The organism is Oscillibacter sp. 1-3, from assembly GCF_000403435.2.
In the GTDB taxonomy this organism is placed as follows: Bacteria; Bacillota; Clostridia; order Oscillospirales; family Oscillospiraceae; genus Oscillibacter.
The window spans coordinates 145,187-157,634 of the sequence record NZ_KE159707.1 but is presented as its reverse complement, the minus strand read 5'-3'; the positions used below and the strand labels follow the sequence as shown (position 1 = coordinate 157,634).

Below are 12,448 nucleotides of genomic sequence, written 5' to 3'. Positions count from 1 at the left end.
AGTTCCGCCCTCCTGGGAAACACTGAGGAAAAATCCCATGGGAGGCAGAAATATGGAATATCTCAACGCGTTTCTCTGCGGCGGCATCCTCTGCGCCATCGGCCAGATTCTGATCGACAAGACCCAGCTTACCCCCGCCCGCATCCTGACGGGCTATGTGGTGGTTGGGGTGCTGGTCAGCGCCCTGGGGCTCTACCAGCCTCTGGCGGACTGGGGCGGCGCCGGGGCCACGGTGCCCCTCACCGGCTTCGGCCATGCCCTGGCTAAGGGTGTGAAAAAGGCCGTGGGCGAACAGGGCTGGCTGGGGATTCTCACCGGGGGCCTCAGCGCCACGGCCGGCGGCATTACCATGGCGGTGACGGCCGGCGTGGTCATGGCGCTGATCTTCAAACCGGGGGACAAGCGGTAGCTGCGGACATTGGCCGCCGGAGGGGGCGCTCCCCTCCGGCGGCCTTTCGCAATTGTAACAATTCACCCAGATTTTGTCTTTATTTTGTCACTTTTTTGTGATTCTTTTTTTCGCCATTTCTGTCATACTGTATCTGTCAGAAAATTCGACAGAAAGGACGTTTTTTCGATGCCCCGTTTTACTGCCCTTTTCCTCCTGCTGGCCCTTCTACTGTCCCTGAGCGCCTGCGGCCAGACGCCTCCCGCCGCGTCTCCGGAGGAGGACTCTGCGCCCCCCGTCCAGAACGAGACCCCCGAACCGGAGCCGGAACCTGAGCCCGAGCCCTACGAGATTCTGGACCCCACGGTAATGCCGGAGGGCGGCAGCCGGGACGGCGTGCCCTACGCCGCCTGGGACGGGATCGTGGAGCATCTGTTCTTCCATCCGGTGGTGGCGTACCCGGAGCTGGCCTTCGACGGGGACGCCCAGGCCGACGGCATTGACGACTACATGGTCACGGCGGACGAGTTCACCAAGATCCTCCAAAGCGTCTACGACAAGGGGTACGTGCTGGTGGACATCGGCGACGTATGGAGCGAGACCACGGGAGAGGACGGCCAGCCCAAAATGGTCCGCAACACCCTCTACCTCCCCGAGGGGAAAAAGCCTGTGATCTTCTCCTACGACGATACCAACTACTACCCCTACATGCTGGAAAACGGCTTTACTTACAAGCTCATCATCGGCGACGACGGCAAAATCACCTCCTGGGGCAAAAACCCCGAGGGCGGCGAGGTGGTCAGCCGGGATCTGGACGCCATTCCCATGCTGGACAAATTTGTGGAGGAGCATCCGGATTTCTCCCCCTTCGGCGCCAAGGCCAGCCTGAGCCTGACGGGGTACTGCGGCATCCTGGGCTACCGCACTCAGACGGAGCGGGAGGACCAGTCCGCCGAGCACGAGGCCAACCGCCAGCGGGAGCGGGAGGCGGTGAAGCCCATCATCGCCGAGCTCAAGCGCACCGGCTGGACCTTCGGGAGCCACACCTGGGGCCACATCAACCTGGCCAAAAAGCCCCTGGAGACCGTCGAGACGGATACGCAGAAGTGGCTTGACGAGGTGGGCTCCCTGGTGGGGGAGACGCCGATCCTGTACTATCCCCACGGCGCGCGGCCCGACGGCAACGACTGGACCGAGACCGGCCCCATCTTCCAGTATCTCCAGAGCCAGGGGTTCCGGGTGTTCTGCTCCGTGGGCACCGAGAGCTTCAGCTTTATCAAGAAGGACATCTGCGCCGTGATCTGCGACCGCCTCCACCCCGACGGCACCACCCTCCGCCGCTCCCGGGAGCGGTACTTACAGTTCTACGACGCCAAGGACATCATGGATGTGGACGCGCGGCCCCAGAGGGAGATCCTCTGGGAGTGAAAGGAGCCCGTATGAGAGCGTTTTTCAGAGGACGGACCCCTCCCGCCGCGGCGCTGGCGGCGGTGACGGCGGCGGCGATCCTGCTGGCCGGGAGTCCCGCCCCGGCGGGGCTGCCCGGCCCGGAGGAGCTGCCCATCATGGGCTGGGAGGCGGCGGAGGCCGCCCTGCTGGGACTTCCCCGAAAGGACATTTTGAATGCCTGGGGAGAGCCGGACGGGTCTCTCTCCGGCTTCTTCGGCGACATCTACCAGCTGGAAAGCGGCATGTGCATCACCGTATACTATGACCCGGAACCCATGAACCCATGAACCGGGGATTGGCCGATTCCTACACCGTCCCGGTACAGTATATCTCCTGCCCGGTCAAGGAGATCCCCCCTCTGGAGGAGGCCGGCCTGTCTCCCAGGCTTTCCCTTGCTCTGGAGGGCCATACCCGTGAGGAGGTCCACGCCGCCTGGGGCGATCCCCACAGAGAGGTGACCACCAAATGGGACGGCCTCTGCGATGTCTACTGGCCGGACCGGCTCCACGGCATCACGATATATTATGATACGGAGTCCATGGACGCGGGAACTGCGGATGAACGCACAGTCACCGTCCTGTATGTCTCCCGAAGCGAAGAATGACAAGGAGGAAGATCACCGTGACAAGAGAGGAACTGAAAGCCGCCGCCATGTCCATGCTGGACCGGGCCTACTGCCCCTACTCCCATTTCCCCGTGGGGGCGGCGCTGGAGTGCGAGGACGGAACGGTATTTACCGGCTGCAACGTGGAGAACGCCGCCTACCCCGCCGGCATCTGTGCCGAGCGCAACGCCATCTCCCACGCCGTGGCGGAGGGGCACACCCATTTCCGCTGCATCGTCATCGCCGGGCGGGGAGAGGACTTCTGCGCCCCCTGCGGCATCTGCCGCCAGGTGATGCGGGAGTTTGCCCCGGATCTGGAGGTCGTCTGTCTCAACGGCGCGGGGGAGGAGACGGTCTTTACCCTGCCGGACCTGCTGCCGTACAGCTTCGGTCCGGAGTCTTTGGACTGAACCGCTGCAAAAGGCGAACCAGCGGCATGGAGCTCAGCTCCATGCCGCTGGTTTTTTCGTCAGGTACAAGCGCCTCGCCGGCAGGGCGGACCGCTTACACCGCTGCGCAGCTCCCGTCGCAGAAGCCGCCGCTATGATGGAGACCGCAGTAGACCGTGCCGCTGTGGCTGTGCTGTCCGTCGACGGCGCAGCCCGCCACCGGGCAGAGGGCGCGGCAGTCTCCGTCGCAAAAGCCCTCCTCATGGGCATAGCCGCAGTACGCCGTGCCGCTGTGGGTATGCTGCCCGCTGACGGCGCAGCTCTCCACCGGGCAGAGGGCGCGGCAGTCTCCGTCGCAAAAGCCCTCCTCATGGGCGTAGCCGCAGTACGCCGTGCCGCTGTGGGTATGCTGCCCGCTGACGGCGCAGCTCTCCACCGGGCAGAGGGCGCGGCAGTCTCCGTCGCAAAAGCCCTCCTCATGGGCGTAACCGCAGTACGCCGCGCCGCTGTGGGTATGCCGCCCGCTGACGGCACAGCTCTCCACCGGGCAGAGGGCGCGGCAGTCTCCGTCGCAAAAGCCCTCCTCATGGGCGTAACCGCAGTACGCCGCGCCGCTGTGGGTATGCCGCCCGCTGACGGCACAGCTCTCCACCGGGCAGAGGGCGCGGCAGTCTCCGTCGCAAAAGCCCTCCTCATGGGCGTAACCGCAATAGACCGCGCCGCTGTGGGTGTGCCGCCCGGTGAGCGCGCAGTCCTCCACCGGACAGAGGGCGCGGCAGTTCCCGTCGCAGACTCCGCCTGCGTGGGCATAGCCGCAGTAGACCGTGCCGCCGTGGCTGTGCCGGCCGGCGGCGGTGCAGCCCCCCGCCGGGCAGACGGTTATGACGGCAGGCTGGACAGCAACAGTATTTTGGCCATGGTGCCCGCCATGGCGCCCGCAGCCATGGGCGGAGGCCGGAAAAACCAATGACACAGCAGTCAGAACACAGAGCAGGCAAGCCGCAAGTTTCCTCTTGATCCGCATGACACGCAGTCCTCCTATTTCCTTTGCAGATGGATAAAATACAGGTGTTTCCAATTATAGCACAGCCCGCCAGCCCGGTCAAGACACTCCTGGGCGAAGGAAGTGTCCAACCACGCATTTTATCATCCGCGATTTTGCTTTTCGGCTGCGCCCCTGCATAAAATCTGCGAAGAGGACACTTCCCGGGCAGATCTGAGCTGGCTCCGGAAGACGCCTCAAAGGTCTGGCTGGGGCGGGTTGTCCGTGTCCAGCAGAAACCGCTCGTAGGCGTTGATGATAGTGGTCTCCCCCCGCCGCAAAACCCGGGGCAGGTCGGCTCCGTAGTTGGCGTGGACGTGGCCGTGGATCAGGTATTTCGGCTGGTACTTGTCCACCAGCTGCAGGAGGGAGGAAAACCCCTGGTGGGCGTAGTCCTCCCCGTCGCCGTAGCCCCGTATGGGGGAGTGGGCCAGCACGATGTCCACGCCGCCGCTGCGCCACAGCTGGAACCGCAGCCGCTGGATTCGGGCCTCCATCTGCCGCTCGGTGTACTGGTGGGGGCCGCCGCTGTACAGGTAACTCCCCCCCAGCCCCAGAATCCGCAGCCCCTTGACCCGGAGAATGCGGTCCTCCGCGCAGTCGCACCCCTCCGGCGGGTTGCGGTCATAGGTCTTGTCGTGGTTGCCGTGGACGTAGACCAGGGGCATCCCGCCCATGGTCACGAGAAACGAGAGGTATTTGGCGTTCAGGTCCCCGCAGGAGAGGATCATGTCCACACCTTTGAGCCGCCCTGGCTGGTAGAAGTCCCAGAGAGCGGGACACTCCTTGTCGGAGATCAGCAGCAGCTTCACAGGATGGGGTCCTCCTTCTCCGGAGGAATGCCCTCCCGATAGACGCCCTGGAGCCGGACGATGGACCGGGCCATGGGCAGCAGGTCCTCATAGGCGGGGATGCTGCCCTCCACACAGCCGCTGAGCCGGTCCATGTGGAGAATCTCCTCCGTCGTGGCCCCCTGGAAGGGCTGGATGGACCCGTCGATGATTCCCCGGCGGAGAATCTCCGCCAGCTGCCGGATGCCTGCCGGCAGGCTCTCCCCCAGCAAAATGTCAATGGCGCGGCTGTTCATGCCCCACCAGTAATTCACCGCCTGGTTCCCCCTGGGGCCCAGGACCTCCCAGCCGCCGTTGAAGACGCTGCGCACCAGGTTGGTGTAGACGTTGCCCCAGTGCCAGTAGGGAGAGGCCAGGGCGTGGAATTTTCCGCCCTCCACCCGGCACAAGCCCCAGGGCTCCCGGATGCGGTCCGGGGTGGGGATGTCCCGGTTGGAGATCAGGGTGACCCCCTGCCGGGCCAGCTCCTCCATGGCGTTCTCCTCCACGCAGGACCAGCGCAGGAGGATGCGCACGCCGGGGTTGGTCAGCTGGGCCCCCTGGGCGAAGGCATTGATGCTGGCGGGCACGCCGAAGATGGGACTGGAGGCCACGTACCCGATGCGCCCGTCCCGGCTCATGGCCCCGGCGATCGCCCCGGCGATGAACTTCCCCTCGTAGATCCGGCTGTAATAGGTCTGCACGCCGGCGTAGGGCATGGAGACCGAGCAGTTCAGAATCCGCACGTCCGGGTGCCGGGCCGCCGTCTTGCGGCAGGCCCCGATCAGCGGCGGCGTGACGGCGAAGATCAGCTGGGCCCCGTTCTCAATGGCGGCCTCCATGGCGGCCTCGGCCTCGCCGTCGGGACGGACGCCGTCGAAGACCTGGGTGGTCACCCTCTCCCCCATGACGGCCTCCAGGTACTGCCGTCCCAGGTCGTGGGCCCGGGCCCAGTCACTGTGCTTTGGCAGCTGGTCGCTGACAAAGGCCACGTTGAGGTGGGCGGGCTTGAAGAGGCGGCCCAGGAGGCCGCTGTCCTTGGGCTCCGGCGCGTCGGTCTTGACCTCGATGGGCTCCGTCAGGGCCCTGATGTCCGCCCAGACGGCCTTGATGCTCTTTGTGAGCTCTGCGGTGGAGAGGGACACCAGCTGATCGAACTCATAGACCTTCAGCCACACCAGCAGGGCGTCCGCCGTGGTGATATTGAGCTCCCCACCCCCCAGCTTGCGGAAGGGCTCCTGGAAGTAGGTATACCCGGCGGTGAAGCGCCGCCGCTCGTCGTCGGTCCACACGTGGTCCGGTTCGTAGCCCAGGGCCTTCTGGAGCTTCTGGAAGCTGCCCGCCCGGCTGAACCGCACCCGGTAGAGCTTCGTCCGGGGGTAGGACTCCATAAAATCGTAATAGGCCAGGATCTCCGGGGCCTCGGACCACACGGGCACCATCCGGGTCACGTAGCCGGGGATCACCGGCGCGCCGTAGCTTCTGAGCACGCTGACCCGCTTGTTGCCCTCCTGGACATAGAAGCGGCCCAGGTACTCAAAGCAGCGGATGGGCTCCCGGATGCCCTCGTCCCCCAGGTGGGCCGCGCAGAGGTCCATCCACTTGGTGCCAAACTCTGTGTCCGGGTCCAGCAGCGGCATGAAGTCCGCCGCGAAGGCGGTGCGCCGTCCCGCCGTCTTGGTGCCCTTGATCTGGTCGATGGGGATCTCCACCACACCCAGGTCCACCTGCCCGGCCACCATGGTCTCGCTGATAATCTCGTCCAGTACCTGGGGATAGGGGTACCGCCCCCGGAGCACGCAGTCGTGATAGGTCTTGCGGCCCTGTTTCAGCGCGGCGGCGTACTGTACCGCGGCCTCCTGCCGGCTCATAGGATCGCCTCCTGTTTAATCGTTTACTTCCCCATGATTCTATCGGATTTTCCGGTGGAATACAAGGATTCTTTGACGTTTTTCAGTCCAAATTTCGCGGGGCGGCGGAGGGAAAATCCAGCTGTTTTGACGGAGGGAGAGTCGAAAAGGGGCCGCGCCCACGGCGCGGCCCCTGGGGACTCCAGGTAACATCTCACTTGCCAAAGCGGTACTGCTCGGCGGCCAGCTCAATGTCCTGATGGGTAAATGTGACGGCCTGTAAAGTGAGCTGGCTTTCCAGAGACTGATTTTCATCGATTCGGAAGGCCCGCGCCGGCTTCTTCCCCGCGGGAACACGGATGAAGCTGAACGTATCGCCGATGCTTGGCCCAAAGCCCCAGAGACTGCGGCAGACTGTGCTCCGCCGGACTGAGGAAGGCCATATGCACCGCGCCCTGTTCATTGTCCGGTCCTCGGGACTGTCCAAAGCCTGCAAGCAAATCAGCTTGTTACCGTCTCTCCCTGGACACTGTGACGTTCTGTTCTGCCAAAATGTGACATGGGGCGAAAAAAATTTCCGCCCTCCGGTTTCCCGGAGGGCGGCGAATCTGTTCTGCCCGATATGCCTGCCGTTATCCCTCCGCCTCCAGGAGGTCTGCAAAGAACACGGGGTACTCCCTCGCAAACCGCTCCAGCAGCATGCACGCCACCTCCCGGCACTGGGGATGGGCCGCCGCGTCCGCCCGCAGGCGGAAGAAGTGCCGCCACTCCCGCAGATCCATGGTGGCCACCAGCTCCGTTTTCAGGGAGTTGGGCAGGACGGACCGGGCCTCCTGGGGGGTGGCCCCCAGCTCGATCATCTGGAAATAGCTGCGCTCGGCGTTCTCCATGGCCTCTTGCCACACGTCGTATTTCTTCCGGTCGGTCTCGTCGTTCAGGTCGTAGCGAAAGCCGGTGGCCAGGTCGATGCAGGTGATCTGGCTGCCGAATTTCTCCTTGACGTAATTGCAGTACCGAGTGCTCTCCTGGGAGTAGCTGGCGATGCGGTGGCGGACGATCTCATGGGTCACGCCCCGGTCGCAGATGAACTTCACGGTGATGCTCCCGTGCTCAATGACGGACTCGTGGCCCCGGCGGATGATCCCCCGGATAAATTTCTCCGCCGACCCCTCCTCGATCCGGTCCTCGCTTTTATAGCAGACGCGGCCGATGCGCTCGATGCGCCGGAGCATGTCCTCGTAGCTCTCTGTGCTGAGCACCTCCACCGCCGGTTTCTGGATAATCATGTAAATTCTCTCCTTGCGCCTGTATTTTTCTCTATTATAATAAAAATTCCGGCTATTCGCAATAGGCCGTGCTTGAAAAATGTCAGAACGCCCAAGCGGCGGATATTTTCCCGCTGTCCGTTCCGACCTTTACCAAACAAGGCCCATAGTACTCCGCAAAATTGCGGACAACGGGCCGCCGAGAGCGGCGGCCTCTGCGGTTTGCATGATTGCAGGTGCGCCCCGTCTCCCAGTCATCAGCAATTTTGAATCCTGCTGTAGACGTTTTTAGTTGTTTTTCGACGCCCGCTGTGTTATACTACCCCCAGTGTGGTTATTTGCCAGAAACGGCAATTTTTTGTAAGTCACGCTCGCCGGTCCGTGCCGGCGCTCTTTAGGAGGTTTATTCTATGCTGGTACCAAACCGCTTAAAATCCCTGTACGAGGGCCCTATGCCCCCTATGGGGCTGACGGACTACGAGTCCCTGTCCAAGTTCTTAAACGCCGGCGCCCAGCGGTGCAAGACATCGGGGCGGAATTTCGACCTGTTTTTAGACTGGGTGATCCACGCGCTGCTGGCCAGCCTGACATCGGACAGCGCTGCCCGGATCTTCCTGCCCAAGACCAAGACCGCTCCTTTCGTGCTGGACGACCTGATCCCCCTCTCCGGCATCAGTCCCGTGGGGAAAAAACGCATCCAGCTCAGCGAGACGCACCTCATCGCCCCGGTGTGGAACAACACGGACCTGGGGCTGGCACTGGAGGCCTTCTACGACAGCGGCTTTGAGGATGTGAAAATCGAACAGCGCTTCGGCGGCGCCTATATTGAGGAGCTGCGGCTGGCCATCATCGACTCCCCGTCGGACGTGGACATCCCCAACGTGCTGCGGGTGTGGAACCGGGGCAGTCTCCAGCTGGACACATACACCCTGAAAGCCCTGGAACCGGTGCTGCGCACCAACGGCGACGCCTGGTACCTCCAGGAGGGGGAGAGCGAGCGGGCAGAGCCCGTGCGGGAGCCCCGGATGGCGGCGCTCTATAACTGCGGCCTGCGGCGCTACTGCGGAAAGTGACCGCTCCGCACGTCCCCCGGCTGTCTCGATCTCAGGAACCGGGCCCTCGGAAAGAGGGTCCGGTTTTTTTCTTTCGAAAATTTTTCCGGGACCGCCGCGACCTGCGCCCCGGGAATGCGTACATACATCAGTGAAGGGCGCGCTTCAAAAAGAGTGTTTTCACATTTTTGAATACAGGCCGGCAGAGGGATTTTTTCATAGACCAAGGCGGATTTTGCGGAAATATGCTGCGCATTTCAAAACATTCGTGCGATACTATGGAAAAGGACCCGGCCGGACGGCTGCTTAAAATTGTGAATATGAATCCCAGAGTCTGTTCACAGAGGACAAACACGCGGCTTTCCGGGCAAATTCGCCGGATGTGAGGCGAAAATCTGCAGGCGCATGTCAGACATTTTTAGGCCTTGTTTGAAAAATTTTCGGGCGGCCTATCCGTTTGAGCGTTTGTGAACAGGTTTTGAAGAGAGGAGGCAGAAAATGGAGGATCAGGAGATCATCGCGCTGTACTGGGCCCGGGAGGAGGACGCCATCCGGGAGACGTCCGCCAAATACGGCAGGCTGTGCCGGTCCATCGTGGGCAGAATTCTCGCCAGCCCCGAGGACGGCGAGGAGTGCCTCAATGACACCTGGCTGGGACTGTGGAACGCCATCCCGCCCCGGCGGCCCAGCCGCCTCGCCGCCTTCGCGGGCCGCGTGGCCCGGAATCTGGCGCTGAAACGGTACGACTACATCACCGCCGACCGGCGGAACCCGGAGGCCGTCCGCTCCCTGGAGGAGCTGGGGGACTGCGTCTCCGGCCGGGAGACCGTGGAGACAGAGGCGGAAAACCGCCGGATCGAGGAGGCCATCGGCGGCTTCCTCTGGCGGCTGGAGGAGGAAAAGCGAAACGTCTTCCTCCTGCGGTACTGGTACTTCATGTCCATTGAGAATATCTGCAGACGCACGGGGTTTGGCGAGAGCAAGGTGAAGTCCATGCTCAGCCGCACCCGGCAGAAGCTGCGGGAACACTTGGAACAGGAGGGAATCGAGCTATGACAGAGCGGCAGTTTTCAGACCGCATCGGAAACGTGGAGGAGAGATTGGTCCATCAGGCAGGGCAGGCACCCAACTACGGCGTCCGCCGCAGGAGGACCGCCCTGCGCCGCCTGGCGGCCCTGGCGGCGGTCATCGCCCTGATGGCCGCCAGCTTTACCACCGGGGCCCTGGCTTTCAGCCGGGAGACCGTGGTGGAGGTGCCGGCGGAGCGGGAGACGCTGGTTCTGGAGGAGCTGGGCCTGACGCTGATCCTGCCGGACAGCTGGAAGGGGCTTTATGAGCTGGTGGAGTGGGAGGGGCAGTACGTGGTGGTCTGCCCCCAGGTCCGGGAGGCCTCCCTGGCCCAGGCCCGGGCGGAGTGGGCCGCGGGCGGCATGGAGTGGCCGGAGGAGCTGGACCGAAACCCATTCAGCGGCGGGATGCTCTTCTACATCTTCAGCATCCCCCAGGCCCTGACGGCGGAGCAGCTTCCGGACAGCGACTGGGGCGCATTCACTGAGTTTACCGAGGTCCGGTACCTGCTGGCCACGGAGGAGCGGACCTATCTCCTCTTCGAGGCCAGCGACGTGCAGTTTACAGAGGAGACCCGAGCCCTCTATGAGCAGTTGGAGGGCAGCGTCCGGGACATCCGGGTCGTGGTGGACCATATTCTCTCGTGACAGGCGGCCGCCCCGCGGGGCGGCCCTTTTTTACTCTACCGCCGGTTGACTTTTCCCCGTTCCCCTGTCCGTGGATTGCAAATCCCTTGAAAATCCCTTACAATCAGGCCATGACATTCCAATCCGCAAGGGAGGAACCACCATGGAAAACGAAAAGATCGGCCCCTTCATCCGCCAGCTGCGCAAGGACCGCCATATGACCCAGAAGGAGCTGGCCGGCCTGCTGAACGTCACGGACAAGGCCGTCAGCAAGTGGGAGCTGGGCGCCAGCCTGCCGGACGTGGCGCTGCTGCTGCCCCTGGCGGAGGCGCTGGACGTCTCCGTCACGGAGCTGCTGGGGGGAATGCAGACCCCGGAAGCCCCGCCACAGGAGCAGCAGGTCCCGTCCCGGGACATGGCGGGGGACATTTTGTCCTACACCCAGAAAACCGCCTCCCAGCGGCGGGAGAGGCTGCGGCTGTGGCTCTTCGCGGGGGTCAGCGGCACGTTTCTGGTGGCGGCGGCGGTGTGCTGGATCTGCGACACCGCCCTGAACGGGGCTTTGTCCTGGTCCCTGATTGTGGACATCTCCCTGCTGCTGGCCTGGGCGGTGCTCCTGCCCCTGCTGACCGCCCGGCGCCGCGCCCTGGCCCTGGCTCTGGGCGTACTGTCCGCCGCCATCCTGCCCTACCTCTATCTGCTGGGCCGGCTGCTGGGGGAGCCCCGGGTGTTCCGCTTCGGCCTGGCCATCGTCCCGGCGGCGGCGCTGTACCTCTGGGCCGCCTGGGCGGTGTGGCGGAGGCTCCGGAGCCGCAGGCTGCCCGCCGCAGGAACCGTCCTGCTGCTGACGGCGGCTCTGAGCCTGTTTGTCAACGCCGTCACCGGCGCACTCACCGGCGGCAGGGCCCTCTATGGAGACAGCCTGTTCACCCTGGTCCTGGCCGCGGTCTGCTTCCTGGCGGACTATGTGCTGCGGCAAAGGGACGCCCAGGGATAGCGAAAAAATGGCTTGCACAGGGGTGCAGGCCCTACAGAGCAGCGCGGATTTTCTCGATCAATTGTACCTCTGGGAAACAAGCCGCAGCAGAGTGCCCGGCTTCACAGATCTTTCAAAACTGTTAGATTTGAGAAAGATTGTGGAAAGATTCTTGTGTTATAAACCTGTATTGTCGAAAGGCATACAAACTTTTTCCCAATGGAGGTAATTTCACATGAGCGTTTTAGAGACAAAGAACCTGCGGAAGATCTACGGCGCCGGGGACACGGAGGTCCGGGCACTGGACGGCGTGGACCTCACCGTGGAGCAGGGGGAGTTCGCGGCGGTGGTGGGCACCTCCGGCTCCGGCAAGTCCACCCTGCTGCATATGCTGGGCGGCCTGGACCGCCCCACCAGCGGCACAGTCTCCGTGGACGGACGGGACATCTTCTCGCTGAAAGACGAGGAGCTGACCATCTTTCGCCGCCGGAAGATCGGCTTTGTCTTCCAGAACTACAACCTGGTGCCGGTTTTGAATGTATATGAGAACATCGTTTTGCCGATCCAGCTGGACGGCGGACGCCCCGACAAGAGGTATGTGGGCGAGATCATTGAGACATTGGGCCTGGAGAGCAAGCTGCGAAGCCTGCCCAACAACCTCTCCGGCGGCCAGCAGCAGCGGGTGGCCATTGCCCGGGCCCTGGCGGCCAAGCCCGCCATCATCCTGGCCGACGAGCCCACCGGCAATCTGGACAGCGCCACCAGCCTGGACGTCATGAGCCTGCTGAAAACCACCAGCCAGAAGTTCAGCCAGACCATCGTCATGATTACCCACAACGAGGACATCGCCCAGATGACCGGCCGGATCATCCGTATTGAAGACGGCCGCATTGTGGTGCGGGGGTGAGG

Annotated in this window: 15 protein-coding genes; 10 read left to right on the top strand and 5 right to left on the bottom strand. The window is 63.4% G+C overall.

What is annotated here, in order from left to right; genetic code table 11:
• Positions 1 to 52 precede the first annotated feature (52 nt).
• The 5 genes from spoVAE to cdd all read left to right on the top strand — a co-directional run bounded on the left by spoVAE (position 53) and on the right by cdd (position 2,851).
• Entirely contained in the window at positions 53 to 409 is a 357-nt protein-coding gene (gene spoVAE / locus C816_RS07170) for a stage V sporulation protein AE (protein ID WP_016321725.1), read from the top strand.
• 168 nt (positions 410 to 577) lie between these two features.
• On the top strand, positions 578 to 1,816 hold the full coding sequence (locus C816_RS07165; protein WP_016321724.1) for a polysaccharide deacetylase family protein: 1,239 nt from the start codon (positions 578 to 580) through the stop codon (positions 1,814 to 1,816).
• Between the two features lie 11 nt (positions 1,817 to 1,827).
• A complete protein-coding gene (locus C816_RS07160) occupies positions 1,828 to 2,124 on the top strand; it encodes a hypothetical protein (RefSeq protein ID WP_016321723.1) in 297 nt (98 codons plus the stop codon).
• Entirely contained in the window at positions 2,121 to 2,441 is a 321-nt protein-coding gene (locus C816_RS07155; protein ID WP_016321722.1) for a hypothetical protein, read from the top strand. Before C816_RS07160 ends, C816_RS07155 begins: the two co-directional genes overlap by 4 nt.
• Before the next feature lie 17 nt (positions 2,442 to 2,458).
• Positions 2,459 to 2,851 (top strand): cytidine deaminase, encoded by a 393-nt coding sequence (cdd, locus tag C816_RS07150; protein ID WP_016321721.1) that lies wholly within the window; start codon positions 2,459 to 2,461, stop codon positions 2,849 to 2,851.
• Between the two features lie 94 nt (positions 2,852 to 2,945).
• On the opposite strand, the gene C816_RS07145 is transcribed toward cdd, so the two are convergent.
• The 5 genes from C816_RS07145 to thyX form a co-directional block, all read right to left on the bottom strand.
• A complete protein-coding gene (locus C816_RS07145; protein WP_207636900.1) occupies positions 2,946 to 3,803 on the bottom strand; it encodes a hypothetical protein in 858 nt (285 codons plus the stop codon).
• A 266-nt stretch (positions 3,804 to 4,069) separates the two neighbouring features.
• Positions 4,070 to 4,684, bottom strand: coding sequence for a metallophosphoesterase family protein (locus C816_RS07140; RefSeq protein ID WP_016321719.1), 615 nt, complete (start codon positions 4,682 to 4,684; stop codon positions 4,070 to 4,072).
• The gene (locus C816_RS07135; protein ID WP_016321718.1) at positions 4,681 to 6,573 is read right to left on the bottom strand and encodes a BMP family ABC transporter substrate-binding protein; all 1,893 of its coding nucleotides are present in this window, start codon (positions 6,571 to 6,573) and stop codon (positions 4,681 to 4,683) included. Before C816_RS07135 ends, C816_RS07140 begins: the two co-directional genes overlap by 4 nt.
• 193 nt (positions 6,574 to 6,766) lie before the next feature.
• Positions 6,767 to 7,015, bottom strand: coding sequence for a hypothetical protein (locus C816_RS07130; RefSeq protein WP_016321717.1), 249 nt, complete (start codon positions 7,013 to 7,015; stop codon positions 6,767 to 6,769).
• A 169-nt stretch (positions 7,016 to 7,184) separates the two neighbouring features.
• A complete protein-coding gene (gene thyX, locus C816_RS07125; protein ID WP_016321716.1) occupies positions 7,185 to 7,838 on the bottom strand; it encodes an FAD-dependent thymidylate synthase in 654 nt (217 codons plus the stop codon).
• A gap of 389 nt (positions 7,839 to 8,227) precedes the next feature.
• Between thyX and C816_RS07120 the strand changes: the two genes are divergently transcribed.
• The 5 genes from C816_RS07120 (at position 8,228) to C816_RS07100 (ending at position 12,446) form a co-directional block, all read left to right on the top strand.
• The gene (locus C816_RS07120; RefSeq protein ID WP_016321715.1) at positions 8,228 to 8,890 is read left to right on the top strand and encodes a hypothetical protein; all 663 of its coding nucleotides are present in this window, start codon (positions 8,228 to 8,230) and stop codon (positions 8,888 to 8,890) included.
• 477 nt (positions 8,891 to 9,367) lie between these two features.
• The gene (locus C816_RS07115; RefSeq protein ID WP_016321714.1) at positions 9,368 to 9,925 is read left to right on the top strand and encodes an RNA polymerase sigma factor; all 558 of its coding nucleotides are present in this window, start codon (positions 9,368 to 9,370) and stop codon (positions 9,923 to 9,925) included.
• Complete coding sequence (locus C816_RS07110; protein WP_016321713.1) at positions 9,922 to 10,584, top strand: hypothetical protein; 663 nt, start codon at positions 9,922 to 9,924, stop codon at positions 10,582 to 10,584. Before C816_RS07115 ends, C816_RS07110 begins: the two co-directional genes overlap by 4 nt.
• Positions 10,585 to 10,726: 142 nt before the next feature.
• The gene (locus tag C816_RS21690; RefSeq protein ID WP_016321712.1) at positions 10,727 to 11,560 is read left to right on the top strand and encodes a helix-turn-helix domain-containing protein; all 834 of its coding nucleotides are present in this window, start codon (positions 10,727 to 10,729) and stop codon (positions 11,558 to 11,560) included.
• 214 nt (positions 11,561 to 11,774) lie between these two features.
• On the top strand, positions 11,775 to 12,446 hold the full coding sequence (locus C816_RS07100; RefSeq protein WP_016321711.1) for an ABC transporter ATP-binding protein: 672 nt from the start codon (positions 11,775 to 11,777) through the stop codon (positions 12,444 to 12,446).
• Positions 12,447 to 12,448 lie beyond the last annotated feature (2 nt).

Coding starts and splice junctions, on each gene's coding strand:
- C816_RS07165 (WP_016321724.1), top strand. CDS start 578: ATGCCCCGTTTTACTGCCCTTTTCCTCCTGCTGGCCCTTCTACTGTCC.
- thyX (WP_016321716.1), bottom strand. CDS start 7,838: ATGATTATCCAGAAACCGGCGGTGGAGGTGCTCAGCACAGAGAGCTAC.
- C816_RS07160 (WP_016321723.1), top strand. CDS start 1,828: ATGAGAGCGTTTTTCAGAGGACGGACCCCTCCCGCCGCGGCGCTGGCG.
- C816_RS07155 (WP_016321722.1), top strand. CDS start 2,121: ATGAACCGGGGATTGGCCGATTCCTACACCGTCCCGGTACAGTATATC.
- C816_RS07130 (WP_016321717.1), bottom strand. CDS start 7,015: ATGAACAGGGCGCGGTGCATATGGCCTTCCTCAGTCCGGCGGAGCACA.
- spoVAE (WP_016321725.1), top strand. CDS start 53: ATGGAATATCTCAACGCGTTTCTCTGCGGCGGCATCCTCTGCGCCATC.
- C816_RS07100 (WP_016321711.1), top strand. CDS start 11,775: ATGAGCGTTTTAGAGACAAAGAACCTGCGGAAGATCTACGGCGCCGGG.
- C816_RS21690 (WP_016321712.1), top strand. CDS start 10,727: ATGGAAAACGAAAAGATCGGCCCCTTCATCCGCCAGCTGCGCAAGGAC.
- C816_RS07115 (WP_016321714.1), top strand. CDS start 9,368: ATGGAGGATCAGGAGATCATCGCGCTGTACTGGGCCCGGGAGGAGGAC.
- C816_RS07135 (WP_016321718.1), bottom strand. CDS start 6,573: ATGAGCCGGCAGGAGGCCGCGGTACAGTACGCCGCCGCGCTGAAACAG.
- C816_RS07110 (WP_016321713.1), top strand. CDS start 9,922: ATGACAGAGCGGCAGTTTTCAGACCGCATCGGAAACGTGGAGGAGAGA.
- C816_RS07120 (WP_016321715.1), top strand. CDS start 8,228: ATGCTGGTACCAAACCGCTTAAAATCCCTGTACGAGGGCCCTATGCCC.